At 72.8% G+C, this 17,273-nt stretch carries 20 protein-coding genes; 4 read left to right on the plus strand and 16 right to left on the minus strand.

What is annotated here, in order from left to right:
- Positions 1-71: 71 nt before the first annotated feature.
- The gene (locus LO763_RS21045) at positions 72-1,850 is read right to left on the minus strand and encodes an HSP90 family protein (protein WP_230788426.1); all 1,779 of its coding nucleotides are present in this window, start codon (positions 1,848-1,850) and stop codon (positions 72-74) included.
- Between the two features lie 277 nt (positions 1,851-2,127).
- On the opposite strand from LO763_RS21045, the gene LO763_RS21050 reads away from it, so the two are divergent.
- Positions 2,128-3,378 carry a hypothetical protein gene (locus LO763_RS21050; RefSeq protein ID WP_230788427.1) on the plus strand — a complete coding sequence of 417 codons (1,251 nt, stop codon included), beginning with the start codon at positions 2,128-2,130 and terminating at the stop codon, positions 3,376-3,378.
- Positions 3,379-3,439: 61 nt separating this feature from the next.
- Here the strand turns inward: LO763_RS21050 and LO763_RS21055 are convergent, their stop codons facing one another.
- From LO763_RS21055 to LO763_RS21095, 9 genes are all read right to left on the minus strand, one after another.
- Entirely contained in the window at positions 3,440-4,390 is a 951-nt protein-coding gene (locus LO763_RS21055) for a hypothetical protein (protein WP_230788429.1), read from the minus strand.
- Positions 4,387-4,758: an antibiotic biosynthesis monooxygenase gene (locus tag LO763_RS21060; protein WP_230788431.1), complete on the minus strand. Its 372-nt coding sequence runs from the start codon at positions 4,756-4,758 to the stop codon at positions 4,387-4,389. The genes LO763_RS21055 and LO763_RS21060 overlap by 4 nt, the downstream gene beginning before the upstream one ends.
- Positions 4,759-4,783: 25 nt before the next feature.
- On the minus strand, positions 4,784-5,167 hold the full coding sequence (locus LO763_RS21065) for a Fur family transcriptional regulator (RefSeq protein ID WP_230788551.1): 384 nt from the start codon (positions 5,165-5,167) through the stop codon (positions 4,784-4,786).
- A gap of 26 nt (positions 5,168-5,193) precedes the next feature.
- Positions 5,194-5,505, minus strand: a complete 312-nt coding sequence (locus LO763_RS21070) for an ArsR/SmtB family transcription factor (protein ID WP_230788433.1) — start codon at positions 5,503-5,505, stop codon at positions 5,194-5,196.
- Between the two features lie 53 nt (positions 5,506-5,558).
- Positions 5,559-6,455, minus strand: coding sequence for a metal ABC transporter permease (locus LO763_RS21075; RefSeq protein WP_230788434.1), 897 nt, complete (start codon positions 6,453-6,455; stop codon positions 5,559-5,561).
- Positions 6,452-7,273 (minus strand): metal ABC transporter ATP-binding protein, encoded by an 822-nt coding sequence (locus tag LO763_RS21080; protein ID WP_230788436.1) that lies wholly within the window; start codon positions 7,271-7,273, stop codon positions 6,452-6,454. Before LO763_RS21080 ends, LO763_RS21075 begins: the two co-directional genes overlap by 4 nt.
- A 15-nt stretch (positions 7,274-7,288) precedes the next feature.
- Positions 7,289-8,386, minus strand: a complete 1,098-nt coding sequence (locus LO763_RS21085; RefSeq protein WP_230788438.1) for a metal ABC transporter solute-binding protein, Zn/Mn family — start codon at positions 8,384-8,386, stop codon at positions 7,289-7,291.
- A gap of 408 nt (positions 8,387-8,794) precedes the next feature.
- Positions 8,795-9,511: a TIGR03943 family putative permease subunit gene (locus LO763_RS21090; protein WP_230788440.1), complete on the minus strand. Its 717-nt coding sequence runs from the start codon at positions 9,509-9,511 to the stop codon at positions 8,795-8,797.
- Positions 9,508-10,527 carry a permease gene (locus tag LO763_RS21095; RefSeq protein WP_255672870.1) on the minus strand — a complete coding sequence of 340 codons (1,020 nt, stop codon included), beginning with the start codon at positions 10,525-10,527 and terminating at the stop codon, positions 9,508-9,510. The genes LO763_RS21090 and LO763_RS21095 overlap by 4 nt, the downstream gene beginning before the upstream one ends.
- Positions 10,528-10,602: 75 nt before the next feature.
- Here LO763_RS21095 and LO763_RS21100 point away from each other — a divergent pair, with 75 nt between their 5' ends.
- Entirely contained in the window at positions 10,603-11,601 is a 999-nt protein-coding gene (locus LO763_RS21100; RefSeq protein ID WP_230788446.1) for an ion transporter, read from the plus strand.
- Here LO763_RS21100 and LO763_RS21105 read toward each other — a convergent pair.
- From LO763_RS21105 to LO763_RS21120, 4 genes are all read right to left on the minus strand, one after another.
- Positions 11,591-12,376 (minus strand): isoprenyl transferase, encoded by a 786-nt coding sequence (locus LO763_RS21105; RefSeq protein ID WP_230788448.1) that lies wholly within the window; start codon positions 12,374-12,376, stop codon positions 11,591-11,593. The two genes, LO763_RS21100 and LO763_RS21105, sit on opposite strands and share 11 nt — an antisense overlap.
- Before the next feature lie 91 nt (positions 12,377-12,467).
- Positions 12,468-13,220 carry a DNA repair protein RecO gene (gene recO / locus LO763_RS21110; RefSeq protein WP_230788451.1) on the minus strand — a complete coding sequence of 251 codons (753 nt, stop codon included), beginning with the start codon at positions 13,218-13,220 and terminating at the stop codon, positions 12,468-12,470.
- A gap of 63 nt (positions 13,221-13,283) precedes the next feature.
- On the minus strand, positions 13,284-13,667 hold the full coding sequence (locus tag LO763_RS21115) for a PIN domain-containing protein (protein ID WP_230788556.1): 384 nt from the start codon (positions 13,665-13,667) through the stop codon (positions 13,284-13,286).
- Between the two features lie 5 nt (positions 13,668-13,672).
- Entirely contained in the window at positions 13,673-14,005 is a 333-nt protein-coding gene (locus LO763_RS21120) for a type II toxin-antitoxin system Phd/YefM family antitoxin (RefSeq protein WP_230788454.1), read from the minus strand.
- 132 nt (positions 14,006-14,137) lie between these two features.
- Between LO763_RS21120 and LO763_RS21125 the strand changes: the two genes are divergently transcribed.
- Positions 14,138-14,794, plus strand: a complete 657-nt coding sequence (locus tag LO763_RS21125; protein ID WP_230788457.1) for an MOSC domain-containing protein — start codon at positions 14,138-14,140, stop codon at positions 14,792-14,794.
- A 198-nt stretch (positions 14,795-14,992) separates the two neighbouring features.
- On the opposite strand, the gene LO763_RS21130 is transcribed toward LO763_RS21125, so the two are convergent.
- On the minus strand, positions 14,993-15,613 hold the full coding sequence (locus LO763_RS21130) for an endonuclease V (RefSeq protein WP_255672886.1): 621 nt from the start codon (positions 15,611-15,613) through the stop codon (positions 14,993-14,995).
- Positions 15,614-15,729: 116 nt separating this feature from the next.
- Entirely contained in the window at positions 15,730-16,029 is a 300-nt protein-coding gene (locus LO763_RS21135; RefSeq protein ID WP_230788464.1) for a hypothetical protein, read from the minus strand.
- A 141-nt stretch (positions 16,030-16,170) separates the two neighbouring features.
- Between LO763_RS21135 and LO763_RS21140 the strand changes: the two genes are divergently transcribed.
- A complete protein-coding gene (locus tag LO763_RS21140) occupies positions 16,171-17,250 on the plus strand; it encodes an NAD-dependent epimerase/dehydratase family protein (RefSeq protein WP_230788466.1) in 1,080 nt (359 codons plus the stop codon).
- Positions 17,251-17,273 lie beyond the last annotated feature (23 nt).

The following is a 17,273-nucleotide window of genomic DNA, read 5'->3' on the forward strand; positions in this document are numbered from 1 at the left end:
CTGTCACTAGTCCTTCGTGATGGGTTCAGTTCGGTGGAGGGCCGCTCGGTCGGGGCGGCCCCCGCGGTCCGTCAGTCGGCTCCGGTGAGGTGCTCCAGCAGGTTCATGAAGGAGCGGTTGAGCAGTGCGGTGTCGGCGCTGCGCAGCGGGCGGCGGCTCATGAGCAGGGCCTGTCCGTAGAGCGACTCGACGGCGGTGCCGGCGAGGTCGGAGTCGCCGATGGCGCTGACGCGGCGGACGGTGGGGTTGCGGTGGTTGAGGACGAGCTGGGCGCGGGGCGCGTGCCGCTTGATGGAGGCGAGGATGCCGCCCCACAGGTCGTCGGCCTGGGCCTCGGCCTCGGCCCGCTGGCGCTCGCGGCGGGCCTCGCGGTCGTCGAGGAGCAGCGCGGGTACCGAGACGGGGTTGAACTCGCGCACGACCACGTCCACGTCGACCGCGTCGAGGCGGGCGCGGGCGGCGTTCAGGAAGGACTGGATGCCCAGTTCGGTGCGGGTGTCGAGGGGGTCGAGGCTGGCCGAGATGACCCCGGGCTGGAGCGCCTCGACCTTGATCTGCGGGTCGAGGCGCGGCAGGGCCTGGACGAGCTCGGCGTCGTAGGTGTAGCCGCCGTTGACCACGCCGATGCCCTGGGCGGCGGCGATCTGGGCGACCTGCCGGTACTCGTCGACCGTGGAGGCCAGGTAGACCGGCTGGTGGGCGCGGGCGAACTCGGGGAGGCTGGCGTGCCCGGCGGTGGTCTCGAACCGCAGCCACGGCAGCATCGCCGCGAACAGCTCCGCGTCGTGGCGGGCGAGGGCCTTGACGCCGAGCTCGTGGACGGCGAGGAACGCCTCCAGGCGGGAGGGGTCCTCGGCGGCGAGGCGGGAGATCCACTCGCGGATCTGCGCGCCGATCGCGTCGCGGGCGACGGCGAGGGCCTCGTCGTCGTAGAGGGACTCGCGGGAGGCGGTGGGGCGCAGCGAGTCGGTGTCGACCACGCAGCGCACGAAGAAGGCCCACTCGGGGACCAGGTTGTCGGCGGTGTCGGTCAGGAGCATCCGCTTGAGGTGGACGCGGTGGGCCGGGCGGGCCGAGGGGGAGGTCGCGTGCGGGAGGACGAACGCGACGCCCTTGATGCCGGACAGGGGCACGTCGAGGTCGATGACGTCGAGCGGCGGGAAGCCCAGGACCTCCTCGCAGTAGCCGTTGAGCGCGACGCGGCGCGCCGTGGGCGTGGGGTGGCGCCGCTCCCACACCGGCGGCGTGTCGGTGATGCCCACCGGCGCGTCGCCGCCCTCGACGGTGACCGCCACCGGCAGCAGGGAACCGTACTCGCGGGCGAGCTCGGCGGCCTTCTCGGGCTTGAGCCAGTCCTCGCCGGGGCGGGCGACCAGCTCGACCGTGGTGCCCGGCTCGGGGTGCTCCTCGGGCGGCACCTCGACGACCGTGTAGGAGCCGTCGTCGCACGCGGTCCAGCGCACCGCCCCCGCGTCGGGGTGCTTGGCGGAGCGGGAGGTCACGGTGATGACCGAGGCGACGGTGAAGCAGGCGAGCAGGCCGATGCCGAACTGGCCCAGGAAGTCGCGCCGGGCGCCCTCGATCTCCTCGTCGCGCTTGGAGGAGCCGCCGATGGTCGCCAGGAGCTGGTGGACCTCGGCGACCGTGAGGCCCACGCCGGGGTCGGTGATGCGCAGGCGCCTGCCGTCGGCGACGATGCGGACCTCGGGGGCGGCGTCCGCGAAGCCGGGGTCGACGGCGCGGCGGGCCGTGACGGCGTCCACCGCGTTCTGGAGCAGCTCCCGCACGTAGACCTTGGGCGACGAGTACAGGTGGTGGGACAAGAGGTCCACCAGGCCGCGCAAGTCCACTTGGAAGGTATGGGAAGTGGGCGTTGTCTCAGACACGGCGCGTCCTGCTTCGTTCGGAGGTCTTTCAGCGTCAGTCAGACTAGCAAACGGCCGCATCCGCGGATCGCGTGAAAAGGCGCAGTGGAGCGTGTCCGCGGCTGGAGCCTTTGCGGCCCTTGGGGCTTCGCGGCGGCGCGGATCCGGCGCGCGGGCGGGCCGCCGGAGCGGGGCGGTGGAGTGGGGCAGGTCCGGTAAGGTGACCGCTACCGATCTTCCCCACGTGCGAGGCAGGCACCCGATGACCTTTCCGCCCCCGCCCCCGGACCGGGTGCACCTCCAGTACCAGCCCTCTCCGGTGCCGCAGCAGCCGCAGCAGATGGGGCCGGGCGGCGCGTACGGGCCGGTGCAGCACTCCCCCGGCCAGCCGGTCCCCGGGCAGCTGCCGCCGGCCTCGATGACGATGGGCAAGCCGGGCACCATCACGGGCATCCAGGCGATCCTGTGGATCCTCCTGGCGCTCAGCGGGATCGGGAACCTGTTCTCGATCATCGGCATGGTCAACTTCTTCAACCCGCTCCAGCTGCTGGTCCTGGCCTACACGGTGTACTCGACGGCGCAGGCGCTGATCAGCCCCGTGCAGATCGCGCGCGGCAAGCGCTGGGCGTGGATCTGGTCGCTGGTGAGCGCGATCATCGGCCTGGTCATGAGCGCCGTCGCGATCGTCTTCGGCGTCATCATGATCGACTTCGCGGTCTACACGCTGCTCATCGGCATCGCGCTCGCCGGGCTCTACGGGACGTTCCTGGGGCTCCTGTGCTCCAAGTCGGCGCGGCAGTGGATCCTCATGCACCGCATCCAGCGTGGCGAGGTGCAGCTGCCGGGCATGGCGGGGCCGGTCGGCATGGCCGGGGCGGGGCAGGCCGCGCCGCAGCGGCCCGAGGCCAAGCCGGGCGCGGTCACCTTCGCGGTCGTGCTGATGGTCCTGCTCATGGCGCTGGCCGCGTGGGCCGTGTACAGCGCGGCCATGGCCGTGTACTGGATGACCTACGGGACGATGCCCATGGACGCCGCCGCCGCGTGGTACGGCGTGCGGTTCCCGCTCATGGCGGGCACGGCCGCGTTCCTGGTGCTCGTGTGCGCGCTGATCTCGGTGATCGGCCTGCACCGCGGCAGCTTCGGCGCCCGCGTGTTCACCCTCGTGTGGACCTCGGTGCTGGTGCTGGCCTGCGGATTCGTGGCCGCTCCGCAGCTGCTGGACTTCCTGCGGTTCGGCGACATCGCGCCGCCCCCGGTGCGGACCTCGTGGCTGGCGGCGGTGGCGCGCGACGTCGCGATCACCGTGCTCGTCATCGCCGTGTTCATCGCGGCGCTGCTGCCGGGCGTGCGCGCCTGGACGCCGGGCAGGGGGACGGCGGCGCTGGTCGTCATGGTCCCCATGGGGCAGCCCCAGGCCGCCCAGCCGGGCCCGTACGGGCCGCCGCAGCCGGGCGGGTACGCGCCCCAGCCGCCGGGGCAGCAGCCGCCGCAGCCGCCTTACGGCGGCTACTGACCGGGGTTCGGGAGACGGCACCGGTTCAGCAGAAGCCGCCGGTTCAAGGGCCGGTGCCGGTTCAGGAGAGGGTGCGCCAGCCGCAGACGTTCGTCTCGAGCGCCTCGGACGACTGGTCGACGCCGATCTCGAGCGCGATCCTCGACCCGTCGGCGAGTTCGACCTCGACCTCGACGGCCTCCATGGACATCGGCTGGACCTCGGCGCCGGAGGCGTCCCAGGACTCCCACTCGCCGACGTAGTCCTCGGCGGGGCGGTCCCGGAGGTCCTCGCAGAGCATCGCGTAGGCCGCGTCCCAGTCCTCCTCGGCGACCTCGCCGATGAACGCCTCCGCGGTGTCCTCCATCTTGTCGACCACCGAGTTCGCGAAGGTCGTGAACGCGACGACCACCGCGATGACCACGGCGGCGACCAGGACGAGGCCGCCGCCGATGCCGAACACGAGCTTCAGGGCGAGGCGGCCGCCGTCGACGTCGGTGGGCGGGGCCGCGAACGGCACCGGGACGCCCGAGGGCGGCGGTGGCGGCGGCGGGGTGGAGGGCGCCGGCTCGACCTCCTTGGTCGTGGGCGGCAGCGCGAGGGTCTGATCGGTCGAGGGCTCCAGGGCGACCGGCGGGCTGGAGGCGGCGTCGGTCGTCTCGGGCACGGACGGCTCGGGTTCGAACGGGATCGGCGCCGAGCCGGGCTCGGGGGCGATCTGCGCGGGGGCGGCGGGCTCGGGGACCGGCTCGGCCCGCGGCTCGGAGGGGACCGGGACGGGCGCGGCCTGGTCCGCGTTGCCGGGTTCGGGGATCGGCTCGGCGTACGACCGCTCCAGGGGCTCGGGCCGCAGCGGTTCGGGAGCGGGCGCGGGATGCGGCGGCTCGGGAGCGGTGTCGGGCTCGGGAGAGGGGGCCGGATCGGGCCGCAGCGGCTCAGGAGAGGGGTCGGGCCGCGGCGGTTCGGAGGCGGTGTCGGGCTCGGGGCGCGAGGGCTCCGGCGATGCGGCGTCGGGGGCGGGCCGGTCGGTCATCGGGCGGCCTCCCGGCGGGCCCGGTCGGGGTCGGCGGCGCGGTCGGAGCCGGTGCGCTCGGGCGCGGCGCCCGGCGCGCACTCGGCGAGGACCTCGAACCCGGAGGCCTCGGGGAGCGCGCGGGACAGCAGCGGGGTCGCCATCTTGACCGCGAAGTTCCCGAGGGCCCGGCGGTAGGAGCCGACGCCGTCCCACTCGGTCCAGAGCAGCCAGACGGCGTCGTCGTCGCCGAAGTCGTCGACGGCGCGGCCCAGGCCGCCGCGCAGGTAGCCGTCGCAGGAGGCGAGCGCGCCGAGGGCGCCCTCGGCGTCGCGCGAGAAGGTCTCCGCCTCGCCTTCGGTTACGGCGAAACGATATACAACCAGCACGGTCCTCACCCTACTTGCCGTCGCGCTAGGGCGCGCAGTCGGCGCACAGGCCGTGGAGTTCGAGCGTGTGCCCCACCTCGGTGAAGCCGTGCTCGGCGGCGACCTTGCTCGTCCAGCGCTCCACGGTCGGCCCGGCCACCTCCACGGTCTTGCCGCAGGAGCGGCACACCAGGTGGTGGTGGTGCTCCTCGGCGGAGCAGAGCCGGTACAGGTGGTCGCCCCCCGGCAGGCGCATGACGTCCACGATGTCGGCCTCGGCGAACGCCTGGAGGGTGCGGTACACCGTGGTCAGGCCGATCTTGGACCCGGCGTCGCGCAGGATCGCGTGCAGGTCCTGTGCCGAGCGGAACGCGTCGTCGTGCTCGAGCAGTTCGAGGATCGCGGTCCGCTGCTTCGTGGACCGGGCCATGTTCTCGGCCGGAGGCTTGGTGGCCACTAGCGCTCCTCTCGGGCGTGGTGGACGGCGTCGGTGACGATGTGCGCGATGTGGTCGTCAATGAGCGAGTAGGAGATCTCCCGCCCCGACCTGGTGCCGCGCACGATACCCGCTCCGCGCAGGACCCGCAAATGCTGCGAGACCAGGGGCTGGGTGACGCCGAGGGTCTCCACGATCTGGTGCACGTACTTCGGTCCGGCGGCCAGTTCCATCACGATGGCGATCCGCAGCGGCGCGGCGAGCGCGCGCAGCAGCTCCCCGGCCGCCTCGTAGTCGGCTGGGGCTTCGGTCGGTTCGATCTCGGTCCGCACTTCGCAAAAGTATCGCGTCGCCGGGCCGCCGGGGGTTCCAGGTGTCGCCGAGCTCATGCTTTCGCGGGGAGCTCGACCTCGAGCGGCTCCCCCTCGGGCGGCAGGTGGCCGCGCCGGGTGCGGCGCAGGCGCCCGACGACCGCGGCCAGGAGCGCGGTGGCGACGAACACGGCGACGCCGATGAGCACGATCGTGGACCCCGGCGGGACGTCCTTGGCGGCCGAGGCCAGGACCCCCGTCCCGGCGATGAGGAGGCCCGCGCCCATCGCGGCGAACATGGTGGCCTTGAACGAGCGCGTGAACTGCTGGACCGTGACGACCGGGATCACCAGGAGGGCGCTCACCAGGAGCAGGCCGACCGCGCGCATGGACACCGAGACGGTGACGGCGGTCGTGACGAGCAGCAGCAGGTTCAGGGCGCCGACGGGCAGGCCGGAGACGCGCGCGTACTGCTCGTCTGCGCAGATCGCGGTGAGCCAGGGGCGCAGCACCAGCATGAGGGCCGCGACGACCGCGCCGCCGACCACGATGGTCCACACCTCGGACCAGCCCGCGGTCAGGAGCGAGCCGAACAGGTACTGCTGGAGGTTCGCCACGCCCTTGTCGGAGGCGATGCCGGTGAGGTAGACGCCGCCGGCGATGCCGCCGTAGAACATCATGGCGAGCGCGACGTCACCGGAGGTCTTGGAGTGGCTGCGCAGCAGCTCCATGACGACCGAGGCGGCCACGGTGACCGCGAGCGTCGTCCACAGGGGGGCGGCGCCGGTGAGGAAGCCGATGGCGACGCCCGTCAGGGCGATGTGGCCGAGGCCGTCCCCGATGAGCGCGAGGCGCTTCTGGACGAGGAAGACCCCGACGGCGGGGGCGCACAGGCCCACCACGAGCGCGCTGATGAGCGCGCGCTGCATGAACTCGTACTCGAAGTACCCGAAGACCTGCTCGAGGTTCATCTGCCGTCCCAGGTGTCTGCGTCGGTGCCGCCGCCGGCGTTCCCAAAGGAGATTCGGGGCGCGGCCCCGTCGAGTTTGGGGAGCGGGTGGGGCGAGGGGTGCGGGTGCACGTGCTCGTGGCCGGGGTCGGCGTGCTCGCCGACCGGGCGCGGGGGCGCGCCGTCGTGGACGACGCGGCCGTCGGCGAGGACCACGGCGCGGTCGAGCCGGTCGGTGAGCGGGCCGAGCTCGTGGGTGACCAGGAGGACCGCGCACCCGGCGTCGATGCGGGCGGCGACGACCTCGGCGAGGGCGGCCTGGGTCTCGGCGTCGACCCCGACGGTGGGCTCGTCCATGATGAGCAGGTCGGGGTCGGTGGCGAGGGCGCGGGCGATGAGCACGCGCTGCTGCTGGCCGCCGGAGAGGGTGTCGACGGAGCAGTGGGCGTGGTCGGCCAGGCCCACTTCGGCGAGGCTGCGGGCCACGGCCTCGCGGTCGGCGCGGCGGGCGGGCAGGCCGATGAGGCGGTGGGCGAGGCGGCCCTGGGAGACGACCTCGGCGGCGGTGGAGGGGACGCCGGAGGCGGCGCCGGTGCGCTGGGGGACGTAGCCGACGCGCTTCCAGTCGCGGAAGCGCTTGCGGGGGGTGCCGAACAGCTCGATGGTCCCGCCGGCGAGCGGGACGAGCCCGGCGACGGCCTTGATCAGGGTGGACTTCCCGGAGCCGTTGGCGCCCATGAGGGCGACGGCCTCGCCGGGGGCGACGGCGAGGTCCGCGCCGCGCACGACGGCGCGACCGCCGTAGGAGACGGTCGCGCCGTGGACGTTGAGAACGGGCATGGGGGCAATGCTGCCTTACGCCGCGCCCAGGGCGGTCTGCAACGCCGCCAGGTTCTCGCGCATCACAGTGAAGTAGTCGGCGTCGGCGTCGAGCTCCTCGTCGGTGAGGCCTTCGAGCGGGTTGAGGACGGCGGTGTCGGCGCCGGTCTCGGCCGCGAGGGTCTCGGCGATGTCGGGCGAGACGAGGGTCTCGAAGAAGATCGTGGTGACGCCGTTGGTCTCGATGTACTCGGCGACCTCGGCCATGCGCTGGGTGTCGGGCTCCTGGTCGGGGCTGAGGCCGGAGATGGCGACCTGGTGGAGGCCGTAGCGGTCGGCGAGGTAGCCGAAGGCGGCGTGGGAGGTGACGACGGCGTCGCTGGAACGGGCGGCGAGGGCGTCGGTGAACTCGGCGTCGAGCGCGGCGAGGTCGGCGGCGAAGTCCTCGGCGGCGGCGGTGTAGTCGTCGGCGTTGGCGTCGTCGACGCCGGCGAGGCCGTCGGCGACGGCGGTGCCGATCTGGGCGTAGCGGGTGGGGTCGAGCCAGATGTGGGGGTCGGTGCCCTCGAGCTCGTCGTGGGAGTGGTCGTGGCCCTCCTCCTCGGCGCGCTCGTCCTCGGAGGCGGTCTCGTCCGCGTGGGTCTCCTCGGCGTGCTCGTCCTCGTGGGCGTGCTCCTCGCCCTCTTCGTGGGCGTGCTCCTCGCCCTCTTCGTGGGCGTGGTCGTCGGCGTGCTCCTCCGCCGCGTGGTCGTCCTCGAAGACCTCGGTGTCGTCGTAGCCGAGGGTCTCGACGGCGGTGGCGACGTCGAGGGACTTGTCGGGGGCGTACTGCTCGACGGCGGCGTCGAGCTCGGGGATGAAGTCCTTGAGGTAGACGACGTAGTCGGCCTCCTCGATGGCGGCGATGTCGGAGGGGGCGAGCTCGAGGTCGTGGGGCTCCTGGCCGGCGGGGGTGAGGTTGGTGACGGTGACGTTGCCGGCGCCGACCTGCTCGGCGGCGTAGGCGAGGGGGTAGAAGGCGGCGACGACGTTGATCTCGCCGTCGTCGGCGGGGTCGCCGCCGCCGCAGGCGGCGAGGGTGCCGGCCGCGGCGAGGCCGGCGATGGGCAGGAGGATCAGGTGGGAACGGCGCATGGTTGAACCTTGCCTAGGCATGACAATCATTGTCAACAGCTAATATGAGCGTTCGATCAGCGGCACGCGGCCCGGAGCAGCGAAAACACCCGATGCGGCGGTTCCGGCGGAGGCCGGTGAATGATCGGTATCACGCGAACGGATGAATTCCGAGCAGGACGCGCGGGGAGGGCCCGTTCCCGTCGGCCCCGCGCGGGAAGGTGGGGACTCCTTTTCTTCCCCTGGGCGGGCGGGGGTCGGGGACGGCGTCGCGGGGGCACGCCGTTCGCAGTCGGCCCGCACCGGTGATCCCGGTCTCCCGGACGCCGCATCGCCCCCGGTTCTGTCGCACCCCCGCGGCACCGTTGAGAACCGGGGGGCCGTCCCACCGGGCCCCGGGGCGCGGCTCGCTGCCCGCCTCCGGCGCCGCTACTGGTACTCGTTGTCGGGCGTGGGAATGCCCGTGACCGACTCGACCTCGATGTAGGGCACCAGCTCGCCGTTGATCTCGTCGCGGCCCTGGCGCGGCGAGTACTCGCCGACCACCTCGACCCACTGGTCCGGCTCCAGGCCCGCGGGCACCTCGCCGTCGAAGCCGATCTTCACCGGGCGCGCGTCCGCCGCGCAGCACGCCACCACCATGCGCGCCAGCTGCGGCTCGTCCCCGTCGTAGAGGATGAACCCGCGCAGCTGGATCCGGTGGCCCTCCAGCGTGTGGCCGTCGTCGAAGATCGCCCGCGCCGCGTAGTCGAGCAGCGTCAGCGGCACCGGGTCCACGTCGTCGGGCAGCTCGGGGTAGGTCGAGCGGTCCTCCTCGGCGCCGACCACCGTCCCGGTCCGCTCGGCCTCGTACGAGCCGAGCGCGTCCGGCGCGACCAGCAGCATCCCGACCACCGGCGCGAGCAGCAGCCACGCGACCTTCGGCTCGCCGTGGCCGTGCTCGTCCTCGCCGCCGTGCGCCTCCCGCTTGTCGCGCCAGGCGTGCCAGGCGGTGATCGCGGCGACCGCGAGCAGGATCGCCCCGGCCGGGAGGATGAGCCACAGCGCGTACGGCTTCACGTAGTTGAGGTAGTCCCCGGTCCAGGCCAGCCGGATCAGGCCCCCGCCCACCAGGAGCAGGACGATCGCCTGCGCGTCGCGCCTCACAGCCAGATCACTCCCATCAGGACGCTCGCGGCCACGGCCGTGCAGAACACGGCGGGCGCGAAGCGGGCCGCGAACCGGCGGCCGAAGGTCCCGGCCTGCATGGCCGCGAGCTTGACGTCGATGAACGGGCCCACCACCATGAACGTCAGCTTCGCCGTCGGCGAGAACTGGGTCAGCGACGCCGCGACGAACGCGTCCGACTCCGAGCAGATCGACACCAGCACCGCCAGGACGGCCAGCGCGAGCACCCCGAGCACGGGATGCTCGGCGATCGGCGCGAGCCACGTCTCGGGCACGAGCGTGTTCAGGCTGGCGGCGATGGCCGCGCCGATGACGAGGTAGCCGCCCGCGTGGAGGAAGTCGTGGCGGATCGCGGCCCAGAACGCGGCCCACTTGCCGTCCTCGTGGTGGCGGTGGGTCGGGAGCCTGAGCCACTCGGTCTTGCCCAGCCGCGCCCACAGCCATCCGATGGTGACGGCGGCCAGGAGCGAGGCGGCCACGCGCGCGGCGACCATCGCCGGGTCGTTCGGGAAGGCCACGAAGGTCGAGACCACGACGATCGGGTTGATGGCCGGCGAGGCGAGCATGAACGTGAAGGCGGCGGCGGGGGCGACGCCGCGGCGCACGAGCGCCCCGGCGACGGGCACCGAGGCGCACTCGCACGCGGGCAGGACCGCGCCGGCGACCCCGGCGACGGGGACGGCGAGCGCGGTGCGCTTGGGGACGGCCCGGTGGAAGAAGTCGGCGGGGACGAACGCGGCGATGGCGGCGGAGAGGGCGACGCCGAGGACCAGGAAGGGGAAGGCCTGGACGCAGATGGCGACGAACCGGGTGGCCCACGCCTGGGTGACGGGGGCGGCGAAGAGCTCGGTGAGGCCGGGGCGGGCGGTGAGGCCGAAGACGAGGAGGAGCGCGAGCGCCTCGATGGAGGTCAGGCCGCGGCGCCGCCGGGGGGCGGTGGGGGCGGGGGTCCCGGATTCGGCGAGGTCGGCGCTCACGCTGCCATTGTGCGGCATGGACACCCGTGAATGCGTCCCCGCCTCGCCGGGCGCGGCGGCCCCCGGCGTGTTCGGACTTATTACGCTTGTCCGGTGCGCGTTCCCACCGTAGGTGCCGATCCCGGCCGTATCCCCGCTGCTTGCAGGACCCTGCTGGCCCACCGGCGGTTCCAGATCCTGTCCATCTCGGTGATCGTCCTGAACGGGGCAGTGCTGGGCGCGATGACGTTCGGCGGGGCGCTCGACGCCATGGGCGAGGTCCTGCACTGGGTGGACCACGTGTGCCTGGCGTTCTTCGCGATGGAGGTCGTGGTCGGGATCGTCTCGTTCGGGCGGCGGCCGTGGCGGTACTTCGGCGACGGTTGGAACGTGTTCGACTTCGTGATCGTGGTGGCCTCGTTCCTGCCGGGCCTGCGCGAGAACGTGACGATCCTGCGGATGCTGCGGCTGGCGCGGATCGTGCGGATCTTCCGGTCGATGCCGTCGCTGCGGATCATCCTGGTGGCGGCCGGGAAGGCGCTGCCGAAGTCGGCGGGCGTGTTCGGGTTGACGGGCCTGGTCATGTACCTGTGGGCGATGATCGGCTGGATCGCGTTCAGCAAGAGCGACCCGGACCACTTCGACTCGGTCGGGAAGGCGCTGCTGAACCTGTTCCAGCTGGTGGCGTTCGACGACATGGGCAACGTCATCCGCGAGAGCATGGCGGTGAACATGTGGACGCTGCCGTACTACGTGGTGTTCATCCTGTTCGGCGCGTTCATCCTGGTGAACCTCATGATCGGCGTGGTGCTGGCCTCCATGGAGGAGGCGCAGAAGATCGACGACGAGGACGGGCAGGTCTCGGCCGACACGGCGCTGCTGCTGGAGCGGATCGACAGGCTCCAGACGACCGTGGACAAGCTGACGGACGACCAGCGCCGGGCCAGGGAGTACACGCCGTTCCGGCAGACCGGGAACGGGTCGGGCGGCGACGGGGTCGAGCTCGGCGCGACCGCGGTGCGGCAGGGGTCCTTACCGGCTCAGGACGTGGCGGGATCGGGCCCGGCCCGCCCTCCGGCCCCGCCGTGGCCCCCTGCCCGGCTCATGCGGTGACCGGGTTGGGCTCGGCCCCCCCGAAGCGGCGGTCGCGGCGGGCGTAGATCTCGCAGGCCTGCCACAGGTGGCGGCGGTCGAAGTCGGGCCAGAGGACGTCGAGGTAGACCATCTCGGCGTAGGCGGACTGCCAGAGCAGGAAGTTCGAGGTGCGCTGCTCGCCGGAGGGGCGCAGGAACAGGTCGACGTCGGGCAGGTCGGGGTTGTAGAGGTAGCGGGCGAAGGTCTTCTCGGTGACGCGGTCGGGGCTGATCCTGCCCGCCTTGACGTCGCGGGCGAGGGCCGCGGCGGCGTCGGCGACCTCGGCGCGGCCGCCGTAGTTCACGCAGAACTGGAGGGTGATCTTGTCGTTGTGCTTCGACATCTCCTCGGCCGTCTCGAGTTCCTTGATGACGCTCTTCCAGAGCTTGGGGCGCCGGCCCGCCCAGCGGATGCGCACCCCCATGGCGTGGAGCTCGTCGCGGCGGCGGTGGATGACGTCGCGGTTGAAGCCCATGAGCCAGCGGACCTCGTCGGGGCTGCGGCGCCAGTTCTCGGTGGAGAAGGCGTAGGCGGAGAGGGTGGAGACGCCCATCTCGATGGCGCCCTCGATGGTGTCGAAGAGGGAGGCCTCGCCCATGGTGTGGCCCTCGGTGCGCTTGAGGCCGCGCTCCTTGGCCCAGCGGCCGTTGCCGTCCATGACGAGGGCGATGTGGCGCGGGACGAACTCGCGGGGCAGCGCGGGCGGCCTGGCGCCCGACGGGTGCGGTTTCGGCGGCTCGTACGTGCGGCTCACAGGTCCTCCAAGGGTCGTCCGGCGGGCTCGATGGTAGCCCCGGGGCCGGAGGCCCCCGGGCGGGCCCTTGCGCCGCCGTTCCGGGGCGGGCTCAGGACTGGTGGGGGACGTACTTGAGCGTCCGCAGGGGACGTTCGGAGTGCCATTGGAAGTGGGCCGCGATGAGGCCCGCGGCCTCGGAGCGCTGGCGCCGGTCGGCGGCCCTGGCGTTCGCCCAGTCCCCGGACTCCAGGGCGCGCATGAGCTCCAGCGAGGCCGGGGCGGGGACGGAGGCGCCGCCGGGGCGGCAGTCGCCGCAGACCGCGCCGCCGGCGGCGACCGCGAAGGCCCGGTGCGCGCCGTCCTTGCCGCAGACGGCGCACTCGCCCAGCGAGGGCGCCCAGCCGGCGGACTTCATGCCGCGCAGCAGGTAGGAGTCCATGATCAGGACCGGCGGGATGCTGGTCTCGGCGAGCGCGCGGAAGGCGCCGAGGGTGAGCTGGAAGACGTCCAGGTCGGGCTGGTGGTCCTCGGGGACGAGCCGCTCGGCGGCCTCGGCGATGACGCACGCGGCGGTGTAGGCGGCCCAGTCGGCGCTGATCGCGCCGCCGCTCAGGTGGAGGCCGACGGCCTGGGTGACGGTGTGGAGCTCGCTCCGGCCCTCGATGAGCTGGAGGTCGACGTGGCTGAACGGCGCTAGGCGGGCCCCGAACTTGGAGGAGGTGCGGCGCAGGCCCTTGGCCATGGCGCGGTAGCGGCCGCGAGTGCGGCCGAGGACGGAGACGATCGCGTCCGCTTCGCCGAGTTTGAAGGTGCGCAGGACCACCGCGTCGTCGCGGAACAGCTTCCGAGTGCTCACCCCCACGGGACAAGCGTAACCGGAGGGTACGACGACGCCCCGGCCCGAGGGGCCGGGGCGATCTCGGATTCAGTTCATTCCGGGGGAGGCGGTCGGGAGGCCCTGCTCTTTGGCGATCGCCAGCATCTTGCGGTCGTAACTGACCAGCACGGTCAGGTAATCAGCGATGCTGATCGCTGTCGCGATGTGCAACGCGTCCAGAGCCTTGATCCGGCCTGGGAGCTGCGCTGCCGTGTCTTTGACCTCCTCGGTCAGGATGATCTCCGTGATCGCGGATTCCATCTCTGCCTGGAGCATGGGCTGATGCCCGTGCTGCGAGCTGTTGCGGATCGTCTCCACGAATCCGATCGTGTTGGTCGCCATAGGCGCCTTGGGGCGCCCCTTGAGGTATCCGCGCAGATCCTTTACATAGTCGCGGTGGGTGAAGAGCGTCACCAACGCGGACGAATCCATGTAGATCACCGGTCGATGTCCTCTGTTTCCTCTCGGGAGATTTCCGCCAGCGGATCGCGATCCCGCTCGGCTTCCCGTTCAGCGAGCAGCTTCTCCAGCAGATCGTCGTCGCCGGTGTCGAAGAAGGAGAGCTGGTCGATGTCGTCGGTCGTGAACGACTTCAGGCGGATCCTGCCCTCCGCGACCAGCTTCGCGTACTTGCCCATCGGACCCGCCGCCGGTGACACGATCGCGATGGGCTCACCGCGCTTGGTCACTGTCATCGACTCACCTCGTTCCACCAGCGCGAGAAATGCGCTCGGATTGCGCGAGAATTCACGGACTGACACCTCACTCATGCAGACCTCCCCAGGTCACAGTCATGTACGTGCATGAACGCACCAAGAAACGCTGTCGGATGCTCACAGCACCCCCTTTCCATACCGATTATCTGCTTGTCCTCTCACTTTGCGGCCGTTAGGCTCCGGCGCGTGAGGATTGTTTCGGTGAACATCGGCCGGCCCCGCTCCAACCCCTGGAAGACGGACCCCGAGCGCACCTACATCGACAAGCGCCCGGTCGAGGGGCCCGTGGCGGTGACCTCGCCCGGCCCCAAGGGCGACGGCTCGGTCGGCCTCGCGGGCGACCGCGTCGGCGACGTCGCCCACCACGGCGGCACCGACCAGGCGGTCTACGCCTACGGCACCGAGGACTACGCGCACTTCGCCGCCCTCACCGGCCGCGACTTCGCCCCCGGCGCGTTCGGGGAGAACCTCACCGTCACCGGGCACGGCCTCGGCGACGCCCGCATCGGCGAGCGGTGGGCGGGCCCCGGCGGCCTGGTACTCCAGGTGACCGGCGCGCGCATCCCCTGCGGGACGTTCCGCGGCTGGATCGACGAGCGCGGCTGGCTCAAGACCTTCACCCGCGAAGCCCGGCCCGGCCCGTACCTGCGGGTGGCCGCGCCCGGCCACGTCGAGCGGGGCGCCGAACTCGAGGTCGCCCACCGGCCCGGCCACGACGTGACCGTGTCGATGCTCTTCAGGGCCGCCATGGGCGAGCGGGAGCTCATCCCGAAGGTCCTCGAGGCGCCCGAGCTGCCGCCGGGAGAGGCGGACTTCCTGCGCCGCCGGTACGACGAGCGCTGAGCGGGAAGGGCGCCCCGGCCCTCCTGCGGCCGGGGCGCCCCGCTCTCGGCGAGTCCGGTCCTCGGGCGGACGCGGGCCGTGAGGACGCGAGGGCGGGTGCTCGGCGGTCTCCGGTCGCCCCGTGGCCACGGCACCATGGGACGGCGCCGTCCGGCGGGCACCCCCGGGAACGGGACGCGCCCTGCCGGCGCGGCGGGGTCAGAGGTCGGCGAGCCGCCTGCGCCCCAGCTGGTCCGCGGCGCGGATCGGCTCGGGGATGCGGTAGTCCGGGGCGAGTTCGAGCATGAGCTCCCGGGCGGTGGCGAGCGTGCACCGGTGCCCGACCGAGACGTACACGGGCTTGACCCCGTCCTGGGTGCGCAGCACGCAGCCCACGGTCTCCTCCCCCGCCGTGATCGGCGTCCACTCGCCGCGGCGGGGCCCGGGCGCGGTCACCGGCAGGTGCGGCGGGTTCTTCGCGACGCCGATCGCGCGCGCGTCGAGGACCACGCCGAGGTGGCAGGCGAGGCCGAGGCGCCTCGGGTGCGTGAGGCCGTAGCCGTCGCACACGTAGAGGTCGGGGGCGACCGTGAGCGCCTCGATCGCCTCGAGCAGCAGCGGGAGTTCGCGGAAGGCGAGCAGTCCGGGGATGTACGGGAAGTCGGAGGTGCCGCGGACGACCGCGCTGTCGAGGACGGCGCGGTCCTCGCGGCGCAGGACCACGGCGGTGGCGACCGCGGTGTCGCTGTGCTTGTCGTAGGCGATGTCGAGGCCCGCCACGGTCTCGACGGGGCGGTCGTCGTCGGCGACGACCACGCAGCCGGCCAGTTCGGTCTGCATCGCCACCGCCTCGGCTTCGTCGTGCGGCAGCCTGGCGTAGACCGCGCGGGACGGGGCGTCGGAGGAGTCGGTCACCCCGGAAGCCTAACGACCGCGGCTCAGCCGCATCGAAGGCCTCACGAGCCCGTGTCGAAATCGCGGTCGGCGTCGGGGCCGGACCCGGGGTCGCCCTCGTCGTGGAAGTCGAAGTCCGGTTCGGGATCGGCGTCGAAGGACTCGTCGTCGAAACCGGCCGTGTCGGTCTCGAAGCTGCCGTCGCCCTCGGCCTCGTAGAGGAACGCGTCGCCGTCGCCCAGCAGGTCCTCGAGGCCGGCGTCCGGCGGGTCGTCCGCGACCGGGTCGTCCGGGTTCGCCGCCAGGGACGCGAAGAAGGCCTCGTCGAACTCGCCCTCGTCGCCGAACAGTTCGTCGGTCATGGCGTCCTCCGCGCTTCCCTCCGCCTGCCTCCCAGCATATTCGCCCCGTGCGACGACAGTGCGGGGCCGCGCTGCCGTGAGCGGATCCGCTGTGGGTGAACGGCCCTTGCCCGCCACCCGGCCGGGGACCATGCTGAGTGGATGAGCGCACAAGCGAAGCGGGTCCTCGTCCTCGGCGGGACCGCCTACCTGTCCCGGACCATCGCGCGGACGGCGGTCGAACGCGGCCACCGCGTCACCGTCGCCGCGCGCGGCGTCAGCGGCGAGCCGCCCGAGGGCGTCGAGTTCGTCTCGATCGACCGGGGTTCGGCCGAGGGCGTGGAGGCGCTGCGCGGCGGGGAGTTCGACGCGGTGTTCGACGTCGCGCGCATGCCCGCGCACGTCGGGCCGGTCCTCGATGTCCTCGCCGACGGGGCGGGGTACTGGTCGTTCGTCTCCACGATCTCGGTGTACGCCCGGAACGACGTCGTCTCGGGCGAGGTGCACGAGCCGACCGCGACCGACTCGGCCGACCCGTCGCCGGAGGTCTACGGGGCGAGCAAGGTCGCGTGCGAGAACCTGGTGCGCGAGCGCCTCGGCGACCGGGCGCTGGTCACCCGGCCCGGGCTCATCGTCGGCCCCGGGGACCCGGTCGACCGGCTCGGCTACTGGCCGCTGCGGTTCGCCGAGGGCGGCGAGGTCCTCGCCCCGGGCGATCGGGACCGGCCGGTGCAGTGGATCGACGTGCAGGACTACGCGGACTGGCTGCTGGACGCCGCGGACGCGGGCGTCACCGGGACCCTCGACGCGATCGGCGACCACATCGGCATGGGCGCGTTCCTCGACGGGATCGCCGACGCGCTCATCGCGGAGGGCGTGATCGCCGAGCGCCCGGACCTCACCTGGGTGCCGCAGGAGTTCCTGCTCGAGCACGGCGTCAGGCCGTGGGCGGGCCACGAGTCGCTCGGGTTCTGGGTGCCCTCGCCCGACTACGACGGCCACGGCAGCCGCCCCGCGGGCCCGGCCGTCACGGCGGGCCTGCGGCTGTCCTCGCTGCAGGAGACGGTCAAGCGGTGGTGGCGCGCGAACGCGGCCGCTCCGAGCCTGCGGGCGGGCATGAGCCGCGTGAAGGAGGGCGAGGTGCTGGCGGCCTGGCACGGGACCGAGCCGGACCCCGAGCTGGAGCGGTACGACCGGGAGCGGGGCTTCGCGGTGCCGGCGGCGGCTCGGCCCGCGGGCTGAACGCGGCGGCGGCCCCGCCGCAG

Origin of the sequence: Glycomyces amatae, from assembly GCF_020991375.1 — a bacterium.
Classification (GTDB): Bacteria; Actinomycetota; Actinomycetes; order Mycobacteriales; family Micromonosporaceae; genus Glycomyces; species Glycomyces amatae.

Coding starts and splice junctions, on each gene's coding strand:
- LO763_RS21050 (WP_230788427.1), top strand. CDS start 2,128: ATGACCTTTCCGCCCCCGCCCCCGGACCGGGTGCACCTCCAGTACCAG.
- LO763_RS21055 (WP_230788429.1), bottom strand. CDS start 4,390: ATGACCGACCGGCCCGCCCCCGACGCCGCATCGCCGGAGCCCTCGCGC.
- LO763_RS21065 (WP_230788551.1), bottom strand. CDS start 5,167: ATGGCCCGGTCCACGAAGCAGCGGACCGCGATCCTCGAACTGCTCGAG.
- LO763_RS21075 (WP_230788434.1), bottom strand. CDS start 6,455: ATGAACCTCGAGCAGGTCTTCGGGTACTTCGAGTACGAGTTCATGCAG.
- LO763_RS21080 (WP_230788436.1), bottom strand. CDS start 7,273: ATGCCCGTTCTCAACGTCCACGGCGCGACCGTCTCCTACGGCGGTCGC.
- LO763_RS21085 (WP_230788438.1), bottom strand. CDS start 8,386: ATGCGCCGTTCCCACCTGATCCTCCTGCCCATCGCCGGCCTCGCCGCG.
- LO763_RS21095 (WP_255672870.1), bottom strand. CDS start 10,527: ATGCCGCACAATGGCAGCGTGAGCGCCGACCTCGCCGAATCCGGGACC.
- LO763_RS21115 (WP_230788556.1), bottom strand. CDS start 13,667: ATGGATTCGTCCGCGTTGGTGACGCTCTTCACCCACCGCGACTATGTA.
- LO763_RS21120 (WP_230788454.1), bottom strand. CDS start 14,005: ATGAGTGAGGTGTCAGTCCGTGAATTCTCGCGCAATCCGAGCGCATTT.
- LO763_RS21130 (WP_255672886.1), bottom strand. CDS start 15,613: ATGCAGACCGAACTGGCCGGCTGCGTGGTCGTCGCCGACGACGACCGC.
- LO763_RS21135 (WP_230788464.1), bottom strand. CDS start 16,029: ATGACCGACGAACTGTTCGGCGACGAGGGCGAGTTCGACGAGGCCTTC.
- LO763_RS21140 (WP_230788466.1), top strand. CDS start 16,171: ATGAGCGCACAAGCGAAGCGGGTCCTCGTCCTCGGCGGGACCGCCTAC.